Raw genomic sequence first — 25938 nt, 5'->3', positions numbered from 1 at the left:
AAAAAAGCACTCTGAACGGAGGGAGCAGTTGGCAAAAAAGAAAAAGAACAAAAAGGTGATCCGGTACCGCCGGCCCTTGAATATAAATGTGGGAATGATCATCTTCGCCCTTATCTTCGCGTACATGGCCTTTTATGTATATACGTATGTGCGGAGAGAAAAGATCGAGTTTTATGAGGTGCCTGAGGGCAGCATCGTCAACGACCAGCGCCACACAGGCATTGCGTTCCGGACGGAAACTGTAAAATATACGGAGCAGGCAGGGAACATCAATTTCTATCTGCGGGAGGGAAAAAAGGCCGCAGTGGGCACCAGGGTCTATTCGGTGGATGAGACGGGAAAGCTTTCGGAGCTTCTGGCAGAAAAGACCGACGGCTCAGTGGCCTTATCCAGGGACAACCTTGCGTCCTTAAAAAAACAGCTTTCCTCCTTCAGCCAGACCTTTACGGAAAACGATTTTAAGACCGTTTACGATACCAGGTATACGCTGGATTCGGAGGTGCTGGAATACGTCAGCGTGGACGCCCTGAAAAACCTGGACAGCGTTGTGGAGGAAATGGGCGTGAATTTTGTCCAGGTAAGGGCCGACCAGTCGGGGATCGTTTCATATATGGTGGATTCCCTGGAGGGAGTGGATCCGAACCAGGTAACGGAGGAGATGTTCGACCGGTCTGGCTATACGAAGAATATCCTGAAATCCGGGAAGCTGGTGGGCGTGGGGGAACCGGCCTATAAGCTGGTCACTTCCAGCGACTGGTCCCTGGTCTTCCAGATGACCGAGGAGGACGCGGCTCTTTATAATGGGAAGACCGCGCTGACCGTGAAATTTGCTGGGAAAGATCTGAAGACCCCCGGCGCATTTTCCATGATCACCGGAGGGGACGGGAAGACCTACGGAAAGCTGGACTTTTCCAAATATATGGAGCAGTTCATTTCAGACCGTTTTGTGGATTTTGAGATCATCACCGAGGAGGTGACCGGGCTTAAGATCCCAAAGAGCGCCGTCACAGATGTGGAGTTTTATCTGATCCCTAAAGAATTCCTGGCCGGAGGCGGCAAGGGCTTTTTAAAGGAGACGTATACGGAAAACGGGGCTGGAGCCGTTCTTGTGTCCTGCGATATCTATAATGCAGACGATACGTATTACTATGTGGACGCCGGGGAGAACAGCGAATTTAAGCCTGGAGATTATCTGGTGAAGGAAAACTCCCAGGACCGGTACCAGATAGGGGCCAAGGCTGCGGTAACAGGAGTTTACAACATCAATAAGGGCTATACGGATTTCAGAAAGGTCGAGATCCTGACGTCCAGCGACGAGTACGACATTGTGGCCAGGGGCACGGATTACGGCCTTTCGGTCTATGACCATATTGTACTGGATGCCAGGGCCGTAAGAGCCAATGGCGTCGTCATTTATCAGTAACCGGAGGAGAATCATGTCAGTAGCAGAAAATTTAAAAACCATAAGAGAACGTGTGGACGCTGCCTGTGAACGGGCGGGAAGAAGGCCGGAGGAGGTCACTCTGATCGCGGTCAGCAAGACAAAGCCCCTGTCCATGCTCCAGGAGGCCTACGGGGTCGGAGCCAGGGATTTTGGGGAAAATAAGGTACAGGAGATCCTGGAAAAATATCCGGAGATGCCGGAGGATGCCAGATTCCATATGATCGGCCACTTACAGACCAACAAGGTGAAGCAGGTGGTGGGAAAGGCAGTTCTGATCCATTCCGTGGATAGCCTGCATCTGGCAGAAAAGATCGAGCAGGAGGCGGCAAAGAGAGATCTGACCGTAGACATCCTTCTGGAGGTCAATGTGGCCAGGGAGGAGAGTAAGTTTGGCCTGATGCTGGAGGAGGTGATCCCCCTTCTGGAAGAGGTAAAAAACCTCCCTCACGTCCGGGTAAGGGGACTTATGACCATCGCTCCCAATGTCGAAAATCCAGAAGAAAATCGAAAACATTTTAAGAAATTATATCAATTATATGTTGACATCAAAAGTAAAAACATTGATAATGATACCATGAGTGTGCTTTCTATGGGCATGACCGGTGATTTTGAGGTCGCTGTGGAAGAAGGAGCCACCATGATAAGAGTAGGGACCGGTATTTTTGGTTCCAGACAGATTGGAGAGAAGAAAGAATGAGTTTCCTGAACAAACTGATGGATTCTATGCGGTTAAGCGAAGACAGTGATGACGATTACTTCTTAGATGACGACTATGAGGATGACGATAAACCTGCGAAAAAGGGATTGTTCAAGAAGGACAGCTACGAGGACGATTATGACGAGCCGGAGGTACAGAAACCCAGGTTCCTGCCAAGAGCCACATCCAATAACAAGGTGGTTCCCATGCGCAGGGGGATGGAGGTTTCCCTGATCAAGCCAACATCCCTGGAGGACGCCAGAGAGATCTGTGATTATCTTCTGGCCGGAAAGGCTGTGGTCCTCAATATGGAGGGGATCCACACGGAGACAGCCCAGAGGATCATCGACTTTACCTCTGGAGCCACCTATTCCATGGACGGAAATCTTCAGAAGATATCCAACTACATATTTATCGCAACCCCGCAGTCGGTTGAGCTTTCCGGAGACTTCCAGGATCTGCTTTCCGGCGGAAACATCGACGTGTCCGGTCTCAATATCCACTTATAGGATGACCATGGAAAAAGAAGAACAGCTTTTCAGAAAAAGAGTCCTGGAGCTGGCGGAGCTGTGTTTCCACAGGGACATGCCCTCCAATACGGATTTCCTGAATTTAAATGAGCAGACAATTTTCCAGAGCATTTCTGGCACGCTGCCGCCGGTGAGATACGTTCTCGCCGGCGGCTTCCCAGGGGCAGAAAGGAAGGTTGTCTGTTTTCTTCCATCCTACGAGGAGGAGCTGGAGGACCCGCCCTTTGAATGCCTGCGGATCTCGGCCCGGAATAAAAAGTTTTCCGGGGAGCTGACCCACCGGGATTTCCTGGGGGCCCTGATGAACCTGGGAATCGAGAGGGCTATGATCGGGGATATCGTGGTAAAGGACCTGGACGGATATGTGATGGTCCTGAAAAAGATCAGCCGCTACGTGCTGGAGAATCTGGATACGGTGGGCCGCACAGCTGTGGAGGCTGCGGTCTGGGAGGGGGCAGAAGAGCTCCTGGAGCCGGAATATGAAGAGGTGGCGGGAACGGTGAGCTCCGTGCGCCTGGATGCCATTGTGGCCCTCTGCGGCCGCGTATCCAGAACGAAGGCTGCCGGTCTGATTGCCGGAGAGAAGGTTTTTATCAACGGCCAGGCTGTTCTTTCTCCCTCCCGTCAGATGGAGCCTGGAGAGATCCTGTCCATCCGCGGTGTGGGAAAATTCCTCTTTTCAAGGAACGGAGGACAGACGAAAAAGGGGCGGATCTCCGTCACGTTCTTAAAATACCGATGAAGACAGAAGGAGGAACTATCATGGCGGTTTTAGAAATGGAAGAGGGAAGGATGCAGGTATGCCGGGATGGAGCTCCCATCTACGACATCGTCCTGGAGGACAGCTTTGACCGTCTCCCGGAGGAAATGGAAAGGCTGGGAAGCCAGGGGAGAAAGCTCTGTATCGTTACAGACTCCAATGTGGCTCCCCTGTATCTGGAGGCGGTGGAAAAACTCCTTTCCGGGTGTTTCAGCCAGGTGACGTCCTACGTTTTTCCCGCAGGCGAGGAGCATAAAAACCTGGATACGGTGAAGCGCGTTTACGAACACCTGATCCAGAACCGGTTTGACCGGAAGGACTGGCTGGCGGCCCTTGGAGGCGGCGTCACAGGCGACCTGTGCGGGTTCACTGCGGCCACCTATTTAAGAGGCGTGGACTTTATCCAGATCCCCACCACCCTGCTTTCCCAGGTGGATTCCAGCATCGGCGGAAAGACAGGCGTGGATTTTGACTGCTATAAAAACATGGTGGGTGCTTTCCATATGCCGAAGCTAGTGTATGCCAATGTGTCGGCTTTAAAGACCCTGCCTCCGGAGCAGTTTTCCGCCGGTATGGGCGAGGTCATCAAGCATGGGCTGATCCGGGACCGGGAGTATTATGAGTGGATCCTGGAAAATAAGGAGGCAGTCCGGAACCGGGAGCTTTCTGTATGCCGGAGGCTGATCTGCGGGAGCAACCGGATCAAGCGGCAGGTGGTGGAGGCCGATCCCACCGAGCAGAACGAGCGGGCCGTTTTAAATTTCGGCCATACTTTGGGCCATGCGGTGGAAAAATTAAAGGATTTTTCCATGCTCCATGGCCACTGTGTTGCCCTGGGAGCCCTGGCGGCCCTGGATATCTGTGTGAAGCGGGGAATGGTGCCGGAGGCAGAGGCTGACCGGTACAGGGAGACCATGGAATACTTTGATATGCCTGTATCCGTAGGCGGCCTTACAAAAGAGGCTGTGGTGGCGGCTACAAAGAATGATAAGAAAATGGAGGCCGGGGTCATCAAGTTCATCCTTCTGGACCGCCTGGGCCACGCCTATGTGGACCGGACTGTGACCGACGAGGAAATGAAGGACGCTCTGGACGCTGTTATGGAGCGTCCGGGAGAAAGATAATCCTGCCCCGGGACTTCAGATAAGGAGAATGACATGAACAGCTTGTGGAAACGGTATGGGCTTTTCGGTCTCCTGACGGCCCTGGCGGTGGGACTGGACCAGTGGACGAAACGGCTGGCTGTGGAGAATTTAATGGGGAACGGCCCCTTTGTGATCTGGGATGGAGTATTTGAGCTTTTGTATTCGGAAAACCGGGGGGCAGCCTTCGGGATCCTTCAGGGAAAGCACGCCTTCTTTTTCCTGGTGGCTGCGGCGGTGATCGTTGTGGTCCTTCTGTTCCTTTACCGGATGCCATGGAGCCGGCGGTATATGCCGCTGTATTTTTCCATGGTGCTCCTGACCTCCGGGGCCGTGGGAAATATGATCGACCGGGCCGTCCAGGGATATGTGGTGGACTTCCTCTATTTCAGTCTCATTGATTTCCCGATCTTTAACGTGGCAGACTGCTACGTGGTGACTGCGGCCGTCCTTCTGGTCCTTCTGACTGGCTTTTACTATAAGGAAGGGGAGCTGGACTTCTTTTCCGGGAAGGAGAAGGCCAGGTGAAGAAAGAGATCTTTGTGACGGAGGAGGCCTCCGGCGACCGGGTCGATAAATTTTTGTCGGAGCAGTGTGAGGAATATTCCCGTTCCTTTCTCCAGAAGCTCATGAAATCCGGCGGCGTTTTTGCAGACGGCCGTCCGGTAAAGGCCAGTTACAGGGTATCGGAAGGCGACCGGCTGACCTTTGAGGTGCCGGAGGCGGTGGAGCCGGAGATCCTGGCTGAAAACATCCCCCTGGATATCCTTTATGAGGACCGCGACGTGATCCTGGTGAATAAGCCCAAGGGCATGGTGGTCCATCCGGCGGCCGGTCATTATACGGGCACGCTGGTAAACGCCCTGATGTACCACTGCCGGGAGGATCTGTCCGGGATCAACGGCGTCCTGCGTCCTGGGATCGTCCACCGCATTGACATGGATACCACTGGTGTCCTCATCGCCTGCAAGAATGACCAGGCCCACAATTCCATTGCCGCCCAGCTGAAGGAGCATTCCATAACCAGACGGTACCAGGCTATTGTCCATGGAGTGGTGAAGGAGGACGAGGGTGTCGTAGACGCCCCCATTGGCCGCCATCCCCAGGACAGGAAAAAAATGTGCATCAACCACCAGAACGGCAAGTCTGCGGTGACCCATTACCGGGTGCTGAAGCGCTTTTCGGGCTTTACCCATATTGAGTGCCGTTTGGAAACGGGCCGTACCCATCAGATCCGTGTCCATATGGCGAGCCTGGGACACCCTCTGCTGGGAGACCTGGTCTATGGACCGGCCAGGTGCCCGTATAAGCTCCAGGGCCAGACCCTTCATGCCGGGATCCTGGGCTTCATCCATCCCACGACAGGAGCGTATATGGAATTTACGGCCCCGCTTCCGGAATATTTTAAACACCTTCTGGAGGTCCTTCCAGGAGCGTAAGTAAGGACAGGGCACAGCAGGAACCGGCTGTTTTCCGGACAAGGAGCGGACGGCTCCATGGAGGATGCCTGCCTGGAAATGCGGGAAACAAATACTTGACAAATCCCCAGCAAGTGCTATACTAGTGCATAAGTTCAAACAGCAACACGAAGACAGGAAGAGTAAGCTTTAGGAAATGTCCAGAGAGGAGCGCCCTGTGCTGAAAGCGCTTTACAGGACCTTTGGCTGAAGACCGCCCTGGAGTGTCCCTTAATCGGGAACGGTGATTCCGTTATCATCAGAAATAAGAGGTATGGGCCTTATATACGGCTCGTGCTAGCAGGGTGGAACCGCGGGTAAACTCGTCCCTTGCCATAGACAGAACGTCTGTGGCAGGGGATTTTTTATGTTATAAGCAAGTATGCCCTATGACATAAAAAGCGGGTGCCTGTTTTCCATATATTGAAAAGGAGAGATACAATGAAAGTTACACTGAAGGACGGCTCTGTAAAAGAGTACGCACAGCCCATGGCTGTCATTGACATTGCAAAAGATATCAGCGAAGGCCTGGCAAGAATGGCCTGTGTGGCAGAGATCAACGGGGAAGAGGCAGATCTGAGGACTGTGGTGGATTCTGACTGCCAGTTAAATATCCTGACTGCCAAGGACGCCGAGGGCCTGGCAGCCCTCCGCCATACAGCCAGCCACGTGATGGCCCAGGCCATTAAGCGTTTATGGCCCGATACGAAGCTGGCCATCGGTCCGTCCATTGCCGATGGCTTCTATTATGATGTGGATCCGGTGAATCCCATTACTGCCGATGACCTGGAAAAGATCGAGGCTGAAATGAAGAAGATCATCAAGGAGGCCCTGCCGCTGGAGCGCTTCGAGCTCCCCAGAGCCGAGGCCATCGCCCTTATGAAGGAGAAGGACGAGCCCTATAAGGTGGAACTGATCGAGGACCTTCCCGAGGATTCCGTTATCAGCTTCTATAAGCAGGGCGAATTTACAGACCTGTGCGCCGGCCCCCATCTGATGACCACAAAGGAGATCGGCAAGGCGTTCAAGCTCATGAACATTGCAGGCGCTTACTGGCGCGGCAGTGAAAAAAATAAGATGCTCACAAGGATCTATGCCACTGCTTTTCAGAAAAAAGAGGATCTGGAGGCCTATGTGACCATGATGGAGGAGGCCAAAAAGCGTGACCACAGAAAGCTGGGCCGCGAGCTGGGCCTGTTCATGATGCATGAGGCTGGTCCGGGCTTCCCGTTCTTCCTTCCCAAGGGAATGATCTTAAAGAACACACTGCTGGATTACTGGCGTGAGATCCATAAGAAGGCCGGTTATGTGGAAATCTCCTCCCCGATCATCATGAACCGGAAGCTCTGGGAGAATTCCGGTCACTGGGATCATTACAAGGACAACATGTATACGACGGTCATCGATGACGAGGATTATGCCGTAAAGCCCATGAACTGTCCGGGCGGTATTCTTGTATATGCGTCTGAGCCCCGTTCCTACCGGGATCTTCCCATCCGTATGGGAGAGATCGGTCTGGTACACCGCCACGAAAAATCCGGCCAGCTCCATGGCCTCATGCGTGTGCGCTGCTTCAACCAGGACGATGCCCATATTTTCATGATGCCGGAGCAGATCCGCGATGAGATCAAGGGCGTGGCCCAGCTCATCGACAGCGTATACAAGCTGTTCGGCTTTGAGTATCATGTGGAGCTGTCCACAAGACCGGAGGACTCCATGGGAAGCGACGAGGACTGGGAGATGGCTACAAGTGCGCTCCAGGGCGCCCTGGATGATCTGGGCCTGAACTATGTGGTCAACGAGGGTGACGGCGCCTTCTATGGTCCCAAGATCGACTTCCATCTGGTTGACTGCATCGGAAGGACCTGGCAGTGCGGAACCATCCAGCTGGATTTCCAGATGCCCCAGAGATTTAACCTGGAGTACATCGGCGCGGATGGAGAAAAGCACAGACCCATCATGATCCACCGCGTGGCCTTTGGCTCTGTGGAGCGTTTCATCGGCATCCTCATCGAGCACTTTGCCGGTGCATTCCCCACCTGGCTGGCTCCGGTACAGGTAAAGGTGCTTCCCATCTCTGAGAAGTATGAGGAATACGCAAAGTCTGTAAAGGCCCAGCTGGATGAGGCCGGGATCCGTGCAGAGATCGATCTCCGCTCTGAGAAGATTGGCTACAAGATCCGCGAGGCCCAGACCCAGAAGATCCCCTACATGCTGGTCGTAGGACAGAAGGAGGAGGCCGACGGTACGGTTTCCGTAAGAAGCCGCTTCAAGGGCGACGAGGGCTCCAGAGAGCTTTCTGGCTTTATCTCTGATGTGAAAGAGGAGATCGCCGGAAGAGTGAACCGGCCGGTGGAAGTGGAGAAGAAAGAGAATTAGATCGGTCAATAAAAATAAGGCGCTGCAAGGAATTGAAATTTCCCTTTGCAGCGCCATGTTTTTTATTTGGCGGAAGGATCCGAAGGGCCGCCTGGAGGAGTTCCGCCAGGGCGGAGATCATCCAGTTTTTTCTTTGGCTTTTCGTCCTTTTTCCCCTTCTCCCCAGAAGAGTTTCTTCCTATATAATACCGGATCCCTGCTGCTGCGGCGGCAAACACCAGGATCGCCGGGAGCCAGATGGGAAGAGTGGAGGCGACCAGGACGAACAGGTCCACGACCGCTGTTTTTACAGAGGTAAGATTCCGTTTGAAGCCATCCTGGATCCGTGTTCCAACAGACTGGGAACCTGTGGGCGTATAAACGGCTACCTCAGAGATATGGATGGATACGGTGCTGTAATCCACCTGGTTGTCATAGAGTTTCAGCTGGGATTCCATGGATTCCAGCTGATACCGGATCTCTGACAGCCGCTCCTCCAGTGCAATGACAGCCTCCAGGGTATCGGCCTTTTCCAGGAGCGCCCAGATCCGTTCCTGCTCTGTGGTCAAAGTCTTTTTCCGGCTTTCCAGGTCACTGTACTGGAGGGTCACATCGGTGGCGGTTTCCGACCGCTCAGTTACATTGGCCTGGTCCTCCACCACCTGGAGAAAGGAGTCCAGCTGATCTGCCGGGATCCGGGCAGTGATGGAGGCGTGCCGCCTGGAGGGACGGCTGTCGCGCTGGATGCTGCTGCCCGAAACATCGGACTGCTCCACATAGCCGGAAAGGGAGGAGACCTGCTCATGGATGGATCTTAAGAGGCCCTCAAAATCCTCGGTCTCAGCCCAGAGGTCCACGTTCCGGATCAGCTTTCGTCCGGCTGTTTGTGGGGAGGAGAGAGAAGCCGGACTTGTAAGGCTGTCTCCGCCTTCTGTTACAGTTTCACCGTTCGTGTCTCCGGCGGCTGCCGCTGTTTCCATGACCGTTTCCGCCTCGTTTTTTCCGCCGGCCGCACTGGCTCCGCAGGCTGTAAGCCCCAGGCATAGGCGATGACCATGGGAAGAAGCACAGATGCGGAAAATCTCGATGATCGTTTCTTTTTCATAAAACCATTCCCTTCAAAAATACATCGTCCATTTTGTTGATTTTAGATTATCATATAAAGAGAGAAGATTCAATGTATGTAAGAAAAGATTCAGAAAAATGTCATCTAAAATGGCTTTTCAATATCATATTCGTTGATCTTGTTGAAAATCTGGCGGGTACTCAGGGAAAGCTCCCGGGAAGCAGCAGAAATATTCCAGTCGGTTTGGCGAAGGGCCCACTCCAGATATTCTTTTTCGCTCCGCCTTTTAAATTCTTTCCAGGTGACCAGCTGATGGGCTGAGTAGGTGGTGACGGGCGTCATGCGTTTCAGATTATAGAGGATCGGGATTCCCTCCGTGGTGATCACATGATCCTGGGAGAGCACCACCATCCGGTCCAGGGTGTTTTTTAATTCTCTGACGTTCCCAGGATAATCATAATTCATAAGGAACTCCCACACCTTATCCTCGATCCGGTCGATGCGGATCCCGTTTTCCTCCTGGGCTTTTTTCAGCAGAAAATGGATCATTCCTTCCAGATCCTCCTTCCTTTCCCTTAAAGGCGGGATCCGGATCACAATGGTGCTGATCCGGTAGAAGAAATCCTCGCGGAATTCGCCGTTGATGACCTTGGTGGGAAGATCTCGGCTGGTGGCTGCGATCAGGCGGAAATCCAGAACCTTCTTGTTATTTCCGCCCAGACGCTCGATTTCCTTGGTCTCGATGGCCCGCAGAAGCTTTACCTGGGTGGTCATGCTGACGTCGCCGATGGCATCCAGGAAGAGAGTTCCGTGGTCGGCCAGCTCGAATTTTCCCACCCGGCGGCGGATGGTGTCGGAAAAGATCCCCGGCTCCACGCCGAAAAGCTCCGGCTCCAGCAGGGATTCTGTATAGGCGTTGCAGTTGACAGCGATAAAGGGCTTGTCGGACCGCCGGCTTAAGGCGTGGATATACTGGGCGGCCACATCCTTTCCGGTTCCGGATTCCCCGATCAGGAGAACGTTGGCATTGGAGGCGGCCACCCGCTTGCAGTCCAGGAGCGTTCTTGCATAGGAGGGGGATTTTGTCTCCATATAGTATGCGGAACTAAAGGTTTTATTGTCCATGATCCGGCCTTTCTGTACAAAATATTCAATAATTGTCCAATCATGATACAATTATATATGAAATGTTTTTCAAAATCAAGAAATAAATTTCATACACAAGGAAAAAAATTTAAGAAAAAAACTTCATACCCCTTTTCTTTTGGAAAGAAATGTGGTACATTCTATATATAGGAAATATCAATACAAGGTATTCCTATGATTAATAAATAAAATGGTTGAAACAGGAAATTCCTGTATCAATAAAGGGTGAGGGAAAAATGTATCGGATTATTACAAATAACCAGATGTGTCTGGTAAAATACGGTGACCAGATACAGGTGGAATACCTGGATGGACAGAGTTATATGGACGTACTCGTGAAAGTCCGGGATTATATCCAGAATGGCTGGTGTTTGGAAACGCATCCGATGACGGGAAGCCTGAAGCCCAATCAGACTCCTTATAAATCTGTGATGGTATCTGACCGTCCTGTGGACAAAGAAGAATTCTACCAGCAGGAGATCACCATTGAAAATGGAATCACGGCTTGCCGTAAGTTCCAGTCGATCCGGAAGACTCCGGACTGGCCGCAGAACCTCCTGGAAGATTTCCAGGCAGTGGATCTGTCACTGATCGAGGGAGCGATTCAAAAAATCTTGTAGTTTTTAAGAAAGCGGGGTAAGCGTAAACAATGAAACTCGAATTAGGAATCATTCCGATTAACGACATTCAGTTTGGAGCTGAATCCAAGGTGGAAAACGGTACCATCTATGTGAATGCCGACGAGTTGAAAGCCCTTATTCTTGAGGACGAGAACCTGAAATCCGTTGAGCTTGATATCGCAAGACCTGGCGAGAGCGTTCGTATCATGCCGGTTAAAGACGTTATCGAGCCCCGTGTAAAAGTAAGCGGTGAGGGTGCTATGTTCCCGGGAATGATCTCCAAGGTAGCTCCTGTGGGAAGCGGACGTACAAACGTACTTCGCGGCAGCGCAGTTGTTACAACTGGTAAGATCGTGGGCTTCCAGGAAGGTATCATCGACATGACAGGAGAGGGATCCAAATACACACCATTCTCCAAACTCAACAACCTTGTAGTTGTTTGTGAGCCGATCGATGGACTTGCAAAGCATGCACATGAGAAGGCTGTTCGTATGGCCGGATTAAAGACTGCCGATTATATCGGTAAGCTGGCAAAAGATATCGTAGCAGAAGAGGTTGAGACTTTCGAGACTGTTTCTGTTAAGGAAGGTATCGAGAAGTGGCCGGAGCTGCCGAGAGTTGGCTATGTTCTTATGTTACAGAGCCAGGGTCTTATGCATGATACATATGTGTACGGTGTTGACGCAAAGCAGTCCCTGTCCACAATCATCATGCCGACAGAGATCATGGACGGTGCGATCGTAAGCGGTAACTGTGTATCTGCCTGCGACAAGAACACAACCTACCACCATCTGAATAACCCGGTAATCAGAGATCTGTTTGCCCAGCATGGAAAGACTTTAAACTTCGTTGGCGTTATCATCACCAACGAGAATGTATATCTGGCAGATAAGATGCGTTCTTCTGACTGGTCCTCCAAACTTTGTGAGTGGCTTGGCTTAGACGGCGCTATCGTATCTCAGGAAGGTTTCGGTAACCCGGATACTGACCTGATCATGAACTGCAAGAAGATCGAGGGCAAGGGCGTTAAGACTGTAATCATCACTGATGAGTATGCAGGCCGCGACGGCGCTTCCCAGTCTTTAGCAGACGCTGATGCTGCAGCTAACGCTGTTGTAACAGGCGGTAACGCAAATGAAGTGATCCACCTTCCGAAGATGGACAAGGTAATCGGATATCCGGAAGTTGCGGATATCATTGCCGGCGGTTTCGATGGCAGCCTTCAGGCTGACGGCTCCATCATCGCTGAGCTTCAGGTTATCACAGGTGCAACAAACGAGATGGGCTTCAATCCGTTAAGTGCCAGATAATAGGAGGAAATGATGTCGAAGTTAAGAGTTGTTCATTATATCAATCAGTTCTTCGCCAACATCGGTGGTGAGGAAAAAGCTGATTACAAGCCGGAGCTTCGCGAAGGCAACGTAGGACCTGGTCTTGCGTTCCAGCAGAGCTTTGGCGAGGAGGCAGAGATCGTTGCCACTGTAATCTGTGGTGACTCCTACTTCAACGAGAATGTAGATTCTGCCACTGCCACAGTTCTTGATATGATCAAGAGCCAGAATCCGGACTTAGTAATCTGCGGACCGGCTTTCAACGCTGGCCGTTACGGCGTAGCCTGCGGTACCGTAGCTGCTGCCGTTAAGAAAGAGGGCATTCCGGTAATCACCGGTATGTACAAAGAGAACCCGGGTGCTGATATGTTCAAGAAGGAAGTGTATATCATTTCCACAAAGAACAGTGCAGCCGGCATGAGAGATGCCGTTAAGAAGATGGCTCCGTTAGCATTAAAGGTTGCTAAGGGAGAGGCTATCGGCGCATCTGCTGAAGAAGGCTACCTGCCCAACGGTATCCGTAAGAACTTCTTCGAGAAGAAACGCGGTGCTGCACGTGCAGTTGAGATGCTTGTTAAGAAGTTAAATGGCAAGGAATTCGAGACCGAGTACGAGATGCCCAGCTTTGACCGTGTAGCTCCTGGTGCAGCTATCACAGACATGAGCAAGGCTAAGATCGCACTGGTTACCTCCGGCGGTATCGTTCCGAAGGGCAACCCGGACCACATCGAGTCCTCCAGTGCTTCCAAGTATGGCCAGTATGATATCGAAGGCGTAACCGATCTGACAGCTGAGACCTACGAGACAGCTCACGGCGGATATGACCCGGTATATGCAAACGAAGACGCTGACCGCGTACTTCCGGTTGATGTGATCAATGAGTTCATCAAGGAAGGAAAGATCGGCAGCCTTCACAAATACTTCTACACAACTGTTGGTAACGGTACTGCCGTAGCCAATGCGAAAAAGTTTGCGACGGAGATCGGACAGAAGCTGGTTGATGACCATGTTGACGCCGTGATCCTGACCTCTACCTGAGGAACCTGTACTCGTTGCGGTGCAACGATGGTTAAAGCTATTGAAGCTTATGGTATTCCGGTTGTTCATATTGCGACCGTAGTTCCGATTTCCCAGACAGTAGGCGCAAACCGTATTGTTCCGGCTGTAGCTATTCCGCATCCGTTAGGAAACCCCGCTCTTACTCATGAGGAAGAGAAGGAAATCAGAACAAAGATCGTATCCAAAGCACTGGAAGCTTTACAGACTCCGGTTGAGGACCAGACTGTATTTGAATGGAAATAATAAGGAGATATATCCATGGATAAGCTCTATGACGTGATTATCCTGGGCGCAGGTCCGGCAGGTTTAGCTGCCGGCCTGTACTCCGGAAGATACCGCCTGTCTACTCTTATCATCGAGAAGGCAAAAGATGGCGGCCAGATTGCTATTACTGACGAAATTGAAAACTATCCCGGCCAGATGGTAGAAGGCGAGAGCGGCCCGTCCCTGATCGCCAGAATGACAGCACAGGCTGAAAAGTTCGGTGCTGAGCGCGCAAGCGATACCATCACAAAGGTCGAGCTGGAAGGCCCCGTAAAGAAGCTTTACGGAACCAAAGATACATATCAGTGTAAGACACTGATCATCGCCACAGGCGCTTTCCCGCGTCCCATCGGATGCAAGAGAGAAGGCGAGTTCATGGGCAAGGGAGTTTCCTTCTGCGCTACCTGTGACGCCAACTTCTTCGAGGACCTTGAAGTGTATGTAGTAGGCGGCGGCGATTCTGCCGTTGAGGAAGCTATGTACTTGACAAAGTTCGCAAGAAAGGTTACTATCATCCATAGAAGAGACGAGCTCCGTGCTGCCAAATCCATCCAGGAGAAGGCATTCAAGAATCCGAAGCTCCACTTCATGTGGGATACTGTTGTAGACGAGCTGCTGGGCGAGGATATCTTAAGCGGAATGATCGTTAAGAATACCAAGACTGGCGAGCTTACCCGTATCGACGCTGACGAGGAAGACGGCTTATTCGGCCTGTTCGGCTTCATCGGCTACAATCCCAGAAGCGAGCTCTTCGAGGGAATGCTTGATATGGACCACGGATACATCAAGACCGACGACAACATGCACACCAATATCCCGGGTGTATTTGCCGCTGGAGATATCCGCGTAAAGGCACTGCGTCAGGTTGTTACGGCTGCCGCTGACGGCGCCATTGCAGCTATGCAGGCTGAAAAGTATGTATCTGAGCACGAGAACTAATTTCTTTAATATTTTTCATTAAGAAAGGATGTTTTAGTCATGGTAGAGTTAACAAAAGACACTTTCGCAGCTGAAGTTTTAGAGGCAGAGGGAACCGTTCTTGTAGATTTCTACGGTGACGGATGCGTTCCGTGCCAGGCTCTTATGCCGCATGTACATGCTATGGAAGATGTTTACGGAAAGGACATCAAATTCACAGCTCTCAACACCACAAAGGCTCGCCGTCTGGCTATCGGCCAGAAGATCCTTGGCCTTCCGGTTATCGCTCTTTACAAGGGTGGCGAGAAGATCGCTGAGTGCGTGAAGGATGACGCTACCGTAGAGAACATCGAGGCTATGATCAAAGCCCACATCTAAGATCGGGCAATATGGACAGAAATGTCTGTTGCTATATACAAAATAAAATAAGGAGGAAATGATGCTATGGCTATTCTGAATGGCAAGAAAGTTGTTATCATCGGAGACCGTGACGGTATTCCGGGACCAGCCATTGAAGCCTGTGTGAAGACAGCCGGAGCAGATGTAGTATATTCTTCTACTGAATGCTTTGTCTGAACATCCGCGGGTGCTATGGACCTGGAAAACCAGAAGAGAGTAAAAGATTTCGCAGAGCAGTATGGACCGGAGAACGTTGTTGTTGTTCTCGGTGCCGCTGAGGGGGAGGCTGCAGGTTTAGCAGCTGAGACCGTTACTGCAGGAGATCCGACTTTCGCAGGCCCATTAGCAGGAGTCCAGTTGGGACTGACTGTATATCACATTTGTGAGGATGAAATCAAAGCAGAAGTTGATGCTGGTGTTTACGACGAACAGATCAGCATGATGGAAATGGTTATGGATGTAGATGACATCGCTAACGAAATGTCTTCCATCCGCGACGAGTTCTGTAAATACCTGTAACAAGGTGTAGGGGCGCCGTCCGGCGCCCCATTTTTTTAAAATTACGAGGTGTGTTTCATGAACGGGTATCCAGTACTTAAGGGGGCCAGCTATACTCTGGCCATTACACCGGATATGGTAATCCATAACGGTACAACACAGACCACAGAAATGATCGTTAATCCGGAGTCCGAATATTTAAAGGAGCTCCCGAACCATTTAAGAAGCTTCGAGGATGCAGTTTCTTATATCCCGAACCAGGTATATATCGGAAATGCAAAGCCGGCTGACCTGGCTGCAACAGAGTTTCCGTTCTATGACAAAAAGTGGGAGAACGCTTCCCGCGATGGTAAGTACGGCCAGATCATGCCGGAGGACGAGTTCTACGGCCTTATCCAGATCTGTGACGTATTTGAGTTAGTAATGCTCGAGAAGAGCTTTGCTGCTTCTGTAAAAGAAAAACTGGCTGCACAGAACCTTTTAAAAGAGGATCAGCTGGCAGCTCTTGATAAAAACAGTGAAAACGATGATGCGAAGATCGCATCTCTTGTAAACGACGAGCATGCTGAGCCGTTATACTTTGAGCATAAGCTGGTTGGTGCTGTAAAGCGCGCTCATGACGTAGACGTAAACCTGTCTGCCCATGTTATGCTCGAGAACCTGGTTACAAAGGCTTCCAACGTTCTTTCCCTGATCGAACTGGTAAAGAAAGCCGGCGTAAACCCGGATGAGGTTGATTATGTGATCGACTGCTGTGAGGAAGCATGCGGCGATATGAACCAGCGCGGCGGCGGAAACTTCGCCAAGGCTGCTGCTGAGATCGCAGGCTACACCAACGCAACTGGTTCTGACGTTCGTGGCTTCTGTGCCGGACCGGCTCATGCTATGCTGCATGCTGCTGCTCTTGTTAAGGCAGGAACCTTCAAGAACGTTGTTGTAACTGCTGGCGGATGTACTGCAAAGCTTGGTATGAACGGTAAAGACCATGTGAAGAAAGGCCTTCCGATCCTTGAGGATGCCATCGCAGGCTTCTCTGTTCTTGTAAGCGCAGACGACGGCGTAAGCCCGCAGATCCGCACCGATATCATCGGAAGACATACCATCGGAACAGGTTCCGCTCCGCAGAACGTAATCGGCTCCCTGGTGGCAGATCCGTTAGAGCGTGCAGGTCTCCTTATGACTGATATCGACAAATACTCTCCGGAGATGCAGAACCCGGATATCACAAAACCGGCTGGCGCTGGCGATGTTCCGGAAGCAAACTATAAGATGATCGCTGCTCTTGCTGTTAAGAAGGGCCAGATCGCAAGAACTGATATCGCTAACTTCGTAAAAGAGCACGGTATGACCGGTTGGGCTCCCACACAGGGCCATATCCCGTCTGGTGTTCCGTATATCGGACCGCTCCGTGAGGAAGTTCTCGCAGGCGAGACAAAGCGTGCCATGATCATCGGTAAGGGAAGCCTTTTCCTTGGTAGAATGACAAACCTGTTCGACGGTGTTTCCTTCGTTGTACAGGCCAACGACGGCTCTGCTGCCAACGGCGGTGAGGCTGGCTTTGACGAGGCTAAGGTAAAAGCTATGATCGGTCAGGCAATGCGTGAGTTTGCCAACGGCCTTCTTGGCTCTGAAGAATAATCCGTAAACAGAAAGGACAGGTGCGTTATGTCAGATAAGAGAATTAAGACGCTCATTGCAGATACCTTCCTGGAAGTTGCGGATGCCCTGGAAACGGGACAGTACGGCAAAAAGCCGGTGATCGGCTTTGCCTCCGAAGGCAGTGAGCATGGAGAAGACAATATTAAGAGAGCCATGGAGCTGGCTGCGTACAAGGGCTTAGATGCCCGTCTCATCGAGGGAGAAGACATCCACAAAGAGATGGAAAAGCTTCTGGATTCCGGTGAGATCGACGCTGCAGTTACCATGCACTACCCATTCCCCATCGGCGTTTCCACCGTTGGTAAGGTAATTACTCCCGGCCTTGGAAAGCCCATGTATCTTGCCACCACCACAGGTACATCTGATACAGACCGTATCGCTGGTATGGTAAAGAATGCCATTTACGGCATCATTGCCGCAAAGGCAGACGGGATCGAGAACCCGACGGTTGGTATTGCCAACATCGACGGTGCAAGACAGACAGAAAAGGCTCTGTTAAAATTAAAAGAGCAGGGATATGATATCAATTTCGCAGAATCTGCCCGTGCAGACGGCGGAATCGTTATGAGAGGCAACGACCTGTTAGCCGGAACTCCGGATATCATGGTTATGGACTCCTTAACAGGAAACCTCATGATGAAGATCTTCTCTGCATATACCACTGGCGGAAGCTATGAGTCCCTGGGCTTTGGCTATGGCCCGGGCATCGGCGATGGTTATGACCGTCTGATCATGATCGTTTCCCGTGCTTCCGGCGCTCCTGTGATCGCAGGGGCCATGGAGTTTGCCACAAATCTTGTAAAGCATAACTGGAAGAAGATCGCAGACGACGAATTTGCGAAAGCAAAGAAGGCCGGCTTTGAGGCGATCATCGACGAGTTAAAGAATGCTGGAAAGAAAGAAGCAGCTCCGGCTGCAGCTGTAACAGCTCCTCCCAAGGAGATCTGTACTGCACAGATTCCGGGTATCGAGGTTATGGACCTGGAAGACGCCGTACAGGCACTCTGGAAAGAGGGAATCTACGCAGAAAGCGGTATGGGCTGTACTGGTCCGATCGTTCTGATGGCTGCAGATAAGAAGGACAAGGCTTATGAGATCTTAAAGAATGCCGGTTATGTTGGCTAAATGACCGGATGCCCGGATCGGGAGACAGGCGGAGAGACTGTCTGTCTCCCTGTTTCGGGGAAATTATATGTTTTGTATAAAAAATTTACAAAATTCGCCTTGACAAATGCAGGACGATGTGCTATTATAAACAAGTCATGCGATGTGAATTTGGAGGTAGATAGGTTGCTGGTGTGCCTCGCGGTCTTCAAAACCGTTGTGAAGGGTTAGGAGCCCTTCGGGTGGGTTCGATTCCCACCTCCTCCGTTTTTTCGATTCATCGAAGTAGGAGGAATATTATTATGGATAACAGGCAGTTATTACTGCGTGGTCTTCCTAAAATAGACGAGTTGCTACTGGATGAGCAGCTCGTTTTTTTTATGGAATCCACGCCCAGATCCGTTGTGGTGGACGCTGCAAGGGAGATCATTGATGAGCTGAGAAGGGAGATCCTTTCCGGAGAAAGAGAGGACACCCCCGAAAAGGATGAACTGATCGCAGAGATCTGCGACCGGATCACAGGAAAGAAAAAGAGAAACTTAAGGACGCTGATCAACGCCACCGGCGTTGTGCTCCACACCAACCTGGGCCGCTCCAATCTGTGCAGGGCTGCAGTGGAAAGCGTTACGGCTGTGGCTGATTCTTATTCCAATCTGGAATACGACCTGAAAAAGGGAGCCAGAGGCCTGCGCCACGACCATGTGGAGAAGATCATTGCAAAGATCACGGGAGCAGAGGCTGCCATGGTAGTCAACAACAATGCGGCAGCCACCATGCTGTGCCTTTCCGCCATGGCCTTTGGAAAGGAAGTCATCACATCCAGAGGCGAGCTGGTGGAGATCGGCGGCTCCTTCCGGATCCCGGAGATCATGGAGCAGAGCGGCGCCCATTTAAAAGAGGTGGGGACCACCAATAAGACGAAGCCGTCGGATTACCGGAACGCCTATGATCCGGAAAAGACCGGTGCGTTAATGAAGGTCCATACAAGCAACTACCGGATCCTGGGCTTCACCCAGGAGGTGACCCTGAAGGAAATGGTAGATCTGGGTAAAGAAATGAACCTTCCGGTGATCTACGACATGGGAAGCGGTCTCATGGCCGATCTGACCCGCTACGGCGTGGATGAGCCCACAGTCCTGGATGCGGTGAACGACGGGGCAGACGTGGTACTTTTCTCCGGCGACAAGCTCCTGGGAGGCCCCCAGGGCGGTATCCTCATCGGTAAAAAGGAATATATTGATAGAATGAAGAAGCATCCTCTGGCCCGGGCCTTCCGTGTGGATAAGATGACCCTGGCAGCCATGGAGGCCACCTTCTTTGAATATCTGGATATGGAGAACGCAAAGAAGACCATACCGGTGCTTCAGATGATCACTGTATCCAGGGAAGAGCTTCAGAATAAGGCCGACCGGCTCATGGAAGCCATTAAGGCCAGGACAGATGCATTTACCCTGGGCTCCGAGCCCTGTAAGGACCAGGTGGGCGGCGGTTCCGCACCCACAGTCCGGTTAAACGGCATCGCCGTTTCCATCGCCTCTGAAACAGTACCGGCAGAACGGCTGGAACGGCTGTTCAGAAGGGCTGAGACGCCGGTGATCGTCCGGGTAGCCCACGATAAGGTGCTCCTTTCTGTAAGGACCATAAAAGAAGAGGAAATCGAGACTGCTGCCAGCGCCGTTTTATTTGCGGCCGCCCAGGCAGGAGTAAATTAAGGAGAGTGACAGCTGAATGCAGAACGTCATTGTAGGAACTTCCGGTCACGTGGATCATGGAAAAACGTGTCTCATCAAGGCGCTGACAGGGATCCAGACCGACAGGCTGAGGGAAGAGCAGAAGAGGGGGATCACCATTGAGCTGGGATTCGCCAACCTTCCCAATGACGAGGGGCTTCACATCGGCATCATCGACGTGCCGGGCCACGAAAAATTTGTTAAAAACATGCTGGCGGGCATCGGAGGCATCGACCTGGTGCTTCTGGTGATCGCTCTGGACGAGGGCGTCATGCCCCAGACCGTGGAGCACTTTGAAATCTTAAAGATGCTTCATATCCGCCAGGGCATCATTGTATTTACCAAGGCAGACCTGGTGGATGAGGATTGGGCCGAAATGGTGGAGGAGGACGTTTCCGCTCTGGTGGAGGGAAGCTTCCTGGAAAATGCGGACCGGATCCGTGTTTCTGCCTTCACTGGCCAGAACATTGACGTATTAAAGAAGATGATCCTGGATAAGGTCCGTTCCGTGGGGATGCGCCGCAGTGAGCCGGAGCTGTTCCGGCTGCCCATTGACCGGGTATTCACCATGGAGGGCTTCGGTACAGTGGTGACCGGAACTCTTCTGGAAGGAAGCTGCCGGGCCGGAGAAGAGGTCATGGTCTATCCGGAAGAGCGGATCCTTAAGATCCGCGGGATCCAGAGCCATGGTTCCAAGGAAGAGGCTGCCTATGCCGGACAGCGTACAGCCATCAATCTGTCCAATATAAAAAAAGAAGAGCTGAGCCGGGGAGAAGTCCTGGCGGCTCCCGGAAGCCTTACCAACAGCACGTTCCTGGATGTGAAGATCAGTCTTTTTAAGACCACGGACCGGCTTTTAAAGAATGGGGACCGGATCCACTTTAACTATGGATCTGCCCAGACCATTGCCAAGGCGGTGCTTTTAGATAAGGATTCCATCGGTGCAGGCGAGAGCGCCTTTGTGCAGCTCCGGTTTGACGAGCCATTGGCCGTCAAGCGTACCGACCGGTTCATCATCCGGTTCTATTCTCCGGTGGAGACCTTTGGCGGAGGCATCATCCTGGACGCCTGTCCGGGAAAGCACAAGCGCCATCAGGAGGAGCTTATCAATGCCCTGGCTATCCGAGAGACGGGAACGGACGAGGAAGTGCTGGAGCTGGTCCTGAAGGAGGAGAGCATCCGCTTCCCGTCGGTCCATCGGCTGGCAGCCAAGCTCAACTGGACGGATAAGGAGACAGAGGAACGGCTGGAGAAGCTGAAAAAGCAGAAAAAGGCCCTTTCCTTAAACGATGGAAACTTCTTCCACAAGGATTTCTGGGAACGGGTCACAGGAAAGACCACAGAGATGCTGACAGCCTTCCACCAGGCCAATCCCATTGCAGCTGGAATGGAGAAGGAAGAGTTCAAGAGCCGGATCCTGGAAAGCTTTTATCTGAAGGAGGCCAAAAAAGGCGATGTGCTCTTAAACGAGCTGTTAAAGCGCGGGATCATCAGCGCTTCCGGCAGCACGGTGGCGGCGGCTGGCTTCTCTGCCCAGTATTCTGACGAGCATTCCGATATGCGCCAGACCATGATAAAGACGTATGCGGCGGCCGGCTTTGAGGCTCCGTCCACGGATGAGGTCATGGCTCAGTTTAAGGATAAAAAACAGGCAAAGCAGGTGCTTTCTGACCTGTTTAAGGACGGCACGCTGGTGAAGCTGAACCCAGGTGCTTATCTTTACAAGGATCACTATGAAAAGGCCATGGAGCTTCTGAGGGGGCATTTTGCATCCCACGATACCATGTCCCTGGCAGAATTCCGGGATATGTTAGGTACGTCCAGAAAGTATGTGCTGCTGATCCTGGATCATCTGGACCAGCAGAAGATCACAAAGCTCCAGGGCGACGTGCGTGTTCTGCTGAAATAAGGAGACGTTATGGAGTTCAGACAGCTGGAGGCATTTGTAAATGCTGCAAAATACAAAAGTTTTTCCAAGGCGGCTGACGCTACGTTTTTAACCCAGCCTACCATCAGTACCCATGTGAGCAACCTGGAAAATGAGCTGGGAGTACGGCTTTTGAACCGGTCTGGCCGGGAGATCAGCCTGACCCCCCATGGCCATGAGTTCTACTCTTATGCGGTGGAGCTTCTGAATACCAGATCCAGGGCCGTTATGTCCATGAAGAATCTGAAGGAGGACCTGGACGGGATCCTGGAGATCCAGACCTCCTCCATTCCCGGGTATTTTTATCTTCCCCAGGTCATGGAAGAGTTTCATGAGCTTTTCCCGCGGGTAAGGTTTTATGTGGAGCAGTCTGACAGCCGGCTGGTCAATGAGAACCTCATGAACCAGCGGGGAGAGCTGGGCTTTACCGGTTACAAGGGAAACAGCGGCCTGTGCTTTGAGCCTGTGTTCTACGATGAGATGGTACTCATCACTCCTGACACGGACGTATACCGGATCTACCAGAATGGAGAGGCCATCCCGGTGGAGCTGTTCATCAATGAACCCTTCATCATGCGGGAGGACGGATCTGGGACCCGGCAGGAGATGGAAAAGGCCCTGGTTTATGGGAAGCCTGTGTTTAAAAACGTGGATGTGATCGCCCGTATGAGCAATCCGGCAGCCATCAAGCAGGTGGTAAGCCGCGGCCTGGGCGTTTCCATTGTGTCCGAGCAGGTCATCAAGCGGACGGCGGAGCAGGATAATATCCGCTATTTCCGCATCCGCGGCCTGGAGAAAAAACGCTGTTTTTATCTGGCCCACAACAAAGGGGCCTGCTTATCTCCCATTGCGGAGCATTTCCTGGAATTCGTCCGGGAAAAGGCATCCAGGGAGCTTCATGAGGACGGGCAGCTCTAGGGCTGTCCGTTCTTCCATAGAAAAAAGCTATACAATCGATTCTCTGGAATAATATTTTTAATTAGACTTCCCCTGTCTGGTTTGATAAACTTAAGTGAGATGGATGAAAATTCTATATTTTTTGTCCATAATCTACAAAACAGAAAAGGGGTAGTAAGTATGAACTTAACTGCAAACAAAAAGACGCTGGCGCTTTCAGGCGTGCTCCTGGGAGCCATAGCAGCAGTCCTGGCCTATATGGGAAATCCCAAGAACATGGCCATGTGTATCGCCTGCTTTATCCGTGACACGGCCGGAGCCATGAAGCTCCACCAGGCAGCTGTTGTCCAGTACGTGCGTCCGGAGATCATCGGTATTATCTGCGGCGCATTTCTGATCGCTGTGGTCACAAAGGAATACCGGTCCACGGCCGGCTCCTCCCCCATGGTGCGTTTTGTGCTGGGTATGATCATGATGATCGGCTCCCTGGCATTCTTAGGCTGCCCGTTGCGTATGGTGCTCCGTATGGCTGCCGGCGATCTGAACGCCTATGTGGCCCTGATCGGCTTTGTGGCCGGAGTATTTACAGGGACCCTGGCCTTAAAGCGCGGCTTCTCCCTGGGAAGAGCCTATACGGTGGATAAAGCCTCCGGCACGGTCCTTCCCATCGCCATGGTGGTGCTCTTTGTTTTAAGCCTGACCACAACGCTGTTCGTCAGCAGTGAAAAGGGCCCTGGAAGCATGCACGCACCGGTGCTTATCGCGCTCATCGGCGGCCTTTTATTCGGAGCCATCGCCCAGAAGTGCAGAAGCTGCTTTGCAGGCTGTGTCCGCGATATCATCTTAATGAAGAATTTTGATCTTCTGACCATCGTAGGCGGTATTTTCGTGGTTATGGTGATCTACAACATCGCCACAGGAAACTTTAATCTGTCCTTTACAGGACAGCCGGTGGCCCATGCCCAGCATATCTGGAATATCCTTGGCATGTACGCCGTGGGATTTGCTGCTGTTCTGGCAGGCGGATGCCCCTTAAGACAGCTGGTGCTGGCGGGCCAGGGCTCTTCCGATTCCGCAGTGACCTTCTTAGGCCTTTTTGTTGGAGCCGCTTTCTGCCATAACTTCGGGCTGGCAGGCGTTGCCGCAGCTGCAGCAACCGCAGACGCTCCGGCAGTGGCAGGCGGTCCGGGGATCAACGGCCAGGTGGCTGTGATCGCATGTATCGTGATCCTGTTCATCATCGGATTTATGCCGAAGAATAAAAAGAATTAATTGCAGAGAAAAGAGGAATCATTATGTACGAAGTAGATGCAAGAGGTTTATCCTGTCCGGAGCCAGTGATGCTGACCCAGGCTGCCTTAAAGAGTCATGGAAACGATACGGTAAAGGTCCTGGTGACAGAGCCTCATTCCAAGGCTAACGTGGAGAAATTTGCCAGGAGCCAGGGAAAGACCGTGACTGTGACGGAAACAGGCGATGGATTTGAGCTCATCATCCAGTAAGGACGGATCTTTCAGAAAGAGACGGTAACATGAGACAAAAAGAATGGAAACTGATCATCACATTTCACACCACCTCCGACGCCATTGCCTTTGAAAAGGCGTGCAAGGAGACGGGCAGATCCGGCCGTATGATCCCTGTACCCAGGGAGCTTTCGGCCGGGTGCGGCCTGGCCTGGTGTACAGTCCCGGCTGACCGGGCGGATATGGAGACATTCTTAAAGGAATGCTCCATTGAATGTGAGGATATGGCAGAGCTGTTATATTAGAGATGGGAAAGGGGTGATACTATGGGAATTTATATGGATAATGCGGCGACTACCATGCAGAAGCCGGATTGTGTGATCGACGCGGTGGTAAACGCCATGAGGCATATGGGAAATTCCGGCCGGGGAGCCCATGAAGCGTCCCTGGATGCCTCCAGGCTGATCTACGAAACGAGAGAAATGCTCTCGGAGCTTTTTAACCTGGGGGATCCCAGACAGGTGGCCTTTACATTAAACTCCACGGAGGCATTGAATACGGCGATCCTGGGTCTTTTTGATCCGGGCGACCATATCATCTCCACAGTCATGGAGCACAATTCGGTGTTGAGGCCTTTATACCGTCTGGAGGAAAAGGGATGCCAGGTGTCCTTCGTTCCCTGTGACGAAAAGGGACGGCTGAGAACAGACCTTCTGGAGAGCTTTCTGAAAGAAAATACAAAGGCCCTGGTATGTACCCACGCGTCCAATCTGACCGGAAATGCCAATGACCTTATGTATCTGGGAAGGTTCTGTAAGGACCATGGACTGCTTTTTGTGGTGGACGCCTCCCAGACAGCAGGAGTTCTCCCCATCGATATGCAGGCCATGAACATCGACGTGGTGTGCTTTACAGGCCACAAGGGGCTGTACGGCCCCCAGGGGACCGGTGGGATCTGCGTGCGGCCGGGAATTACGGTACGGCCGCTGAAATCCGGCGGGAGCGGGATCCACACCTATCTGAAGGAGCATCCCCACGAGATGCCCACAGCCTTAGAGGCTGGAACCTTAAATGGCCACGGAGTGGCCGGACTCCATGCGGCCCTGGGCTTCCTTAAGGAAACAGGTACAGATACGATCCATAAAAAGGAGATCGGTCTCATGCGCCGCTTCCTGGATGGGATAAAGGATATTCCGGGTCTTAAGCTTTATGGGGATTTTTCCACAGATCAGAGGGCTGCGGTGGTGGCCTTGAACCTGGGAACGTATGATTCCTCTGAAGTCAGCGACGAGCTTTCCTTTGAATACGGGATCTCCACCCGTCCCGGCGCTCACTGTGCGCCCTTAATGCATCAGTCCATGGGAACCGTGGACCAGGGCATGGTACGTTTTTCTTTTTCCTGGTTTAATACGGAAGAGGAGATCGACGCGGCAGTGAAGGCCTTAAAGGAGCTGGCGGAATAAAATTTA

The 25938-nt window shown here is 52.0% G+C and carries 25 protein-coding genes and 1 tRNA gene; 24 read left to right on the top strand and 2 right to left on the bottom strand.

All coding sequences use genetic code 11. From position 1 onward, the window contains the following. Positions 1–28 precede the first annotated feature (28 nt). From WIH05_RS05190 to thrS, 8 genes are all read left to right on the top strand, one after another. Complete coding sequence (locus tag WIH05_RS05190; RefSeq protein WP_330599973.1) at positions 29–1423, top strand: HlyD family efflux transporter periplasmic adaptor subunit; 1395 nt, start codon at positions 29–31, stop codon at positions 1421–1423. A gap of 13 nt (positions 1424–1436) precedes the next feature. Further along, positions 1437–2141 (top strand): YggS family pyridoxal phosphate-dependent enzyme, encoded by a 705-nt coding sequence (locus WIH05_RS05185; protein ID WP_022274598.1) that lies wholly within the window; start codon positions 1437–1439, stop codon positions 2139–2141. After that, complete coding sequence (locus tag WIH05_RS05180) at positions 2138–2650, top strand: cell division protein SepF (protein WP_022274597.1); 513 nt, start codon at positions 2138–2140, stop codon at positions 2648–2650. Before WIH05_RS05185 ends, WIH05_RS05180 begins: the two co-directional genes overlap by 4 nt. 7 nt (positions 2651–2657) lie before the next feature. Further along, positions 2658–3413 (top strand): YlmH/Sll1252 family protein, encoded by a 756-nt coding sequence (locus tag WIH05_RS05175; protein WP_158356889.1) that lies wholly within the window; start codon positions 2658–2660, stop codon positions 3411–3413. Positions 3414–3433: 20 nt separating this feature from the next. After that, on the top strand, positions 3434–4555 hold the full coding sequence (aroB, locus tag WIH05_RS05170) for a 3-dehydroquinate synthase (protein WP_022274595.1): 1122 nt from the start codon (positions 3434–3436) through the stop codon (positions 4553–4555). A gap of 33 nt (positions 4556–4588) precedes the next feature. Continuing rightward, positions 4589–5101, top strand: a complete 513-nt coding sequence (gene lspA, locus WIH05_RS05165) for a signal peptidase II (RefSeq protein WP_022274594.1) — start codon at positions 4589–4591, stop codon at positions 5099–5101. Further along, positions 5098–6012, top strand: coding sequence for an RluA family pseudouridine synthase (locus tag WIH05_RS05160; protein WP_337425065.1), 915 nt, complete (start codon positions 5098–5100; stop codon positions 6010–6012). Before lspA ends, WIH05_RS05160 begins: the two co-directional genes overlap by 4 nt. Before the next feature lie 459 nt (positions 6013–6471). After that, a complete protein-coding gene (gene thrS / locus WIH05_RS05155; RefSeq protein ID WP_022274592.1) occupies positions 6472–8409 on the top strand; it encodes a threonine--tRNA ligase in 1938 nt (645 codons plus the stop codon). A gap of 62 nt (positions 8410–8471) precedes the next feature. On the opposite strand, the gene WIH05_RS05150 is transcribed toward thrS, so the two are convergent. Both WIH05_RS05150 and WIH05_RS05145 read right to left on the bottom strand, forming a co-directional pair. Beyond that, the gene (locus tag WIH05_RS05150; RefSeq protein ID WP_337425064.1) at positions 8472–9368 is read right to left on the bottom strand and encodes a DUF4349 domain-containing protein; all 897 of its coding nucleotides are present in this window, start codon (positions 9366–9368) and stop codon (positions 8472–8474) included. Positions 9369–9598: 230 nt separating this feature from the next. Continuing rightward, entirely contained in the window at positions 9599–10579 is a 981-nt protein-coding gene (locus WIH05_RS05145; RefSeq protein ID WP_337425063.1) for a sigma-54 dependent transcriptional regulator, read from the bottom strand. Positions 10580–10836: 257 nt separating this feature from the next. On the opposite strand from WIH05_RS05145, the gene WIH05_RS05140 reads away from it, so the two are divergent. From WIH05_RS05140 to WIH05_RS05065, 16 genes are all read left to right on the top strand, one after another. Next, complete coding sequence (locus WIH05_RS05140) at positions 10837–11220, top strand: GrdX family protein (protein ID WP_022274589.1); 384 nt, start codon at positions 10837–10839, stop codon at positions 11218–11220. A 29-nt stretch (positions 11221–11249) separates the two neighbouring features. Continuing rightward, positions 11250–12530 (top strand): glycine/sarcosine/betaine reductase component B subunit, encoded by a 1281-nt coding sequence (locus tag WIH05_RS05135; RefSeq protein ID WP_022274588.1) that lies wholly within the window; start codon positions 11250–11252, stop codon positions 12528–12530. A gap of 12 nt (positions 12531–12542) precedes the next feature. Then, complete coding sequence (gene grdB, locus WIH05_RS05130; RefSeq protein ID WP_337425067.1) at positions 12543–13853, top strand: glycine reductase complex selenoprotein B; 1311 nt, start codon at positions 12543–12545, stop codon at positions 13851–13853. A gap of 15 nt (positions 13854–13868) precedes the next feature. Further along, positions 13869–14813: a thioredoxin-disulfide reductase gene (trxB, locus tag WIH05_RS05125; RefSeq protein WP_022274586.1), complete on the top strand. Its 945-nt coding sequence runs from the start codon at positions 13869–13871 to the stop codon at positions 14811–14813. A gap of 39 nt (positions 14814–14852) precedes the next feature. Continuing rightward, on the top strand, positions 14853–15170 hold the full coding sequence (locus WIH05_RS05120) for a thioredoxin family protein (protein ID WP_022274585.1): 318 nt from the start codon (positions 14853–14855) through the stop codon (positions 15168–15170). Positions 15171–15236: 66 nt separating this feature from the next. Further along, positions 15237–15710: a glycine/sarcosine/betaine reductase complex selenoprotein A gene (gene grdA, locus WIH05_RS05115; protein ID WP_158356884.1), complete on the top strand. Its 474-nt coding sequence runs from the start codon at positions 15237–15239 to the stop codon at positions 15708–15710. Positions 15711–15767: 57 nt separating this feature from the next. Continuing rightward, positions 15768–17327, top strand: a complete 1560-nt coding sequence (gene grdC / locus WIH05_RS05110; protein WP_022274582.1) for a glycine/sarcosine/betaine reductase complex component C subunit beta — start codon at positions 15768–15770, stop codon at positions 17325–17327. A gap of 27 nt (positions 17328–17354) precedes the next feature. Further along, complete coding sequence (gene grdD / locus WIH05_RS05105; RefSeq protein ID WP_022274581.1) at positions 17355–18473, top strand: glycine/sarcosine/betaine reductase complex component C subunit alpha; 1119 nt, start codon at positions 17355–17357, stop codon at positions 18471–18473. 152 nt (positions 18474–18625) lie between these two features. Continuing rightward, positions 18626–18719 (top strand) — tRNA-Sec (locus WIH05_RS05100). A gap of 32 nt (positions 18720–18751) precedes the next feature. Further along, positions 18752–20164 carry an L-seryl-tRNA(Sec) selenium transferase gene (selA, locus tag WIH05_RS05095; protein WP_337425066.1) on the top strand — a complete coding sequence of 471 codons (1413 nt, stop codon included), beginning with the start codon at positions 18752–18754 and terminating at the stop codon, positions 20162–20164. A gap of 16 nt (positions 20165–20180) precedes the next feature. Further along, positions 20181–22091: a selenocysteine-specific translation elongation factor gene (gene selB, locus WIH05_RS05090; RefSeq protein ID WP_215655374.1), complete on the top strand. Its 1911-nt coding sequence runs from the start codon at positions 20181–20183 to the stop codon at positions 22089–22091. 9 nt (positions 22092–22100) lie between these two features. Beyond that, entirely contained in the window at positions 22101–23027 is a 927-nt protein-coding gene (locus WIH05_RS05085; protein WP_215655376.1) for a selenium metabolism-associated LysR family transcriptional regulator, read from the top strand. 159 nt (positions 23028–23186) lie between these two features. After that, positions 23187–24278 carry a YedE family putative selenium transporter gene (yedE, locus tag WIH05_RS05080; protein WP_215655378.1) on the top strand — a complete coding sequence of 364 codons (1092 nt, stop codon included), beginning with the start codon at positions 23187–23189 and terminating at the stop codon, positions 24276–24278. A 23-nt stretch (positions 24279–24301) separates the two neighbouring features. Then, positions 24302–24508: a sulfurtransferase TusA family protein gene (locus tag WIH05_RS05075; protein WP_022274576.1), complete on the top strand. Its 207-nt coding sequence runs from the start codon at positions 24302–24304 to the stop codon at positions 24506–24508. A 29-nt stretch (positions 24509–24537) separates the two neighbouring features. Next, positions 24538–24774: a DUF3343 domain-containing protein gene (locus WIH05_RS05070; RefSeq protein WP_022274575.1), complete on the top strand. Its 237-nt coding sequence runs from the start codon at positions 24538–24540 to the stop codon at positions 24772–24774. A 21-nt stretch (positions 24775–24795) separates the two neighbouring features. Further along, complete coding sequence (locus WIH05_RS05065) at positions 24796–25932, top strand: aminotransferase class V-fold PLP-dependent enzyme (protein WP_158356879.1); 1137 nt, start codon at positions 24796–24798, stop codon at positions 25930–25932. The last annotated feature ends 6 nt before the right edge of the window (positions 25933–25938 follow it).

It is taken from the genome of Alitiscatomonas sp. (genome assembly GCF_037242085.1).
In the GTDB taxonomy this organism is placed as follows: Bacteria; Bacillota; Clostridia; order Lachnospirales; family Lachnospiraceae; genus Alitiscatomonas; species Alitiscatomonas aceti.
The sequence above is the reverse complement of the archived record's forward strand: the minus strand, read 5'-3'. Positions and strand labels throughout refer to the sequence as shown.

Excerpts from the sequence above, each read along its gene's own strand:
- WIH05_RS05175 (WP_158356889.1), top strand. The coding sequence starts at position 2,658 with ATGGAAAAAGAAGAACAGCTTTTCAGAAAAAGAGTCCTGGAGCTGGCG.
- yedE (WP_215655378.1), top strand. The coding sequence starts at position 23,187 with ATGAACTTAACTGCAAACAAAAAGACGCTGGCGCTTTCAGGCGTGCTC.
- WIH05_RS05185 (WP_022274598.1), top strand. The coding sequence starts at position 1,437 with ATGTCAGTAGCAGAAAATTTAAAAACCATAAGAGAACGTGTGGACGCT.
- WIH05_RS05150 (WP_337425064.1), bottom strand. The coding sequence starts at position 9,368 with ATGGAAACAGCGGCAGCCGCCGGAGACACGAACGGTGAAACTGTAACA.
- WIH05_RS05120 (WP_022274585.1), top strand. The coding sequence starts at position 14,853 with ATGGTAGAGTTAACAAAAGACACTTTCGCAGCTGAAGTTTTAGAGGCA.
- WIH05_RS05075 (WP_022274576.1), top strand. The coding sequence starts at position 24,302 with ATGTACGAAGTAGATGCAAGAGGTTTATCCTGTCCGGAGCCAGTGATG.
- aroB (WP_022274595.1), top strand. The coding sequence starts at position 3,434 with ATGGCGGTTTTAGAAATGGAAGAGGGAAGGATGCAGGTATGCCGGGAT.
- thrS (WP_022274592.1), top strand. The coding sequence starts at position 6,472 with ATGAAAGTTACACTGAAGGACGGCTCTGTAAAAGAGTACGCACAGCCC.
- WIH05_RS05145 (WP_337425063.1), bottom strand. The coding sequence starts at position 10,579 with ATGGACAATAAAACCTTTAGTTCCGCATACTATATGGAGACAAAATCC.
- grdD (WP_022274581.1), top strand. The coding sequence starts at position 17,355 with ATGTCAGATAAGAGAATTAAGACGCTCATTGCAGATACCTTCCTGGAA.
- selB (WP_215655374.1), top strand. The coding sequence starts at position 20,181 with ATGCAGAACGTCATTGTAGGAACTTCCGGTCACGTGGATCATGGAAAA.
- WIH05_RS05065 (WP_158356879.1), top strand. The coding sequence starts at position 24,796 with ATGGGAATTTATATGGATAATGCGGCGACTACCATGCAGAAGCCGGAT.
- grdC (WP_022274582.1), top strand. The coding sequence starts at position 15,768 with ATGAACGGGTATCCAGTACTTAAGGGGGCCAGCTATACTCTGGCCATT.
- lspA (WP_022274594.1), top strand. The coding sequence starts at position 4,589 with ATGAACAGCTTGTGGAAACGGTATGGGCTTTTCGGTCTCCTGACGGCC.
- WIH05_RS05140 (WP_022274589.1), top strand. The coding sequence starts at position 10,837 with ATGTATCGGATTATTACAAATAACCAGATGTGTCTGGTAAAATACGGT.
- WIH05_RS05135 (WP_022274588.1), top strand. The coding sequence starts at position 11,250 with ATGAAACTCGAATTAGGAATCATTCCGATTAACGACATTCAGTTTGGA.
- WIH05_RS05085 (WP_215655376.1), top strand. The coding sequence starts at position 22,101 with ATGGAGTTCAGACAGCTGGAGGCATTTGTAAATGCTGCAAAATACAAA.
- WIH05_RS05180 (WP_022274597.1), top strand. The coding sequence starts at position 2,138 with ATGAGTTTCCTGAACAAACTGATGGATTCTATGCGGTTAAGCGAAGAC.
- trxB (WP_022274586.1), top strand. The coding sequence starts at position 13,869 with ATGGATAAGCTCTATGACGTGATTATCCTGGGCGCAGGTCCGGCAGGT.
- WIH05_RS05070 (WP_022274575.1), top strand. The coding sequence starts at position 24,538 with ATGAGACAAAAAGAATGGAAACTGATCATCACATTTCACACCACCTCC.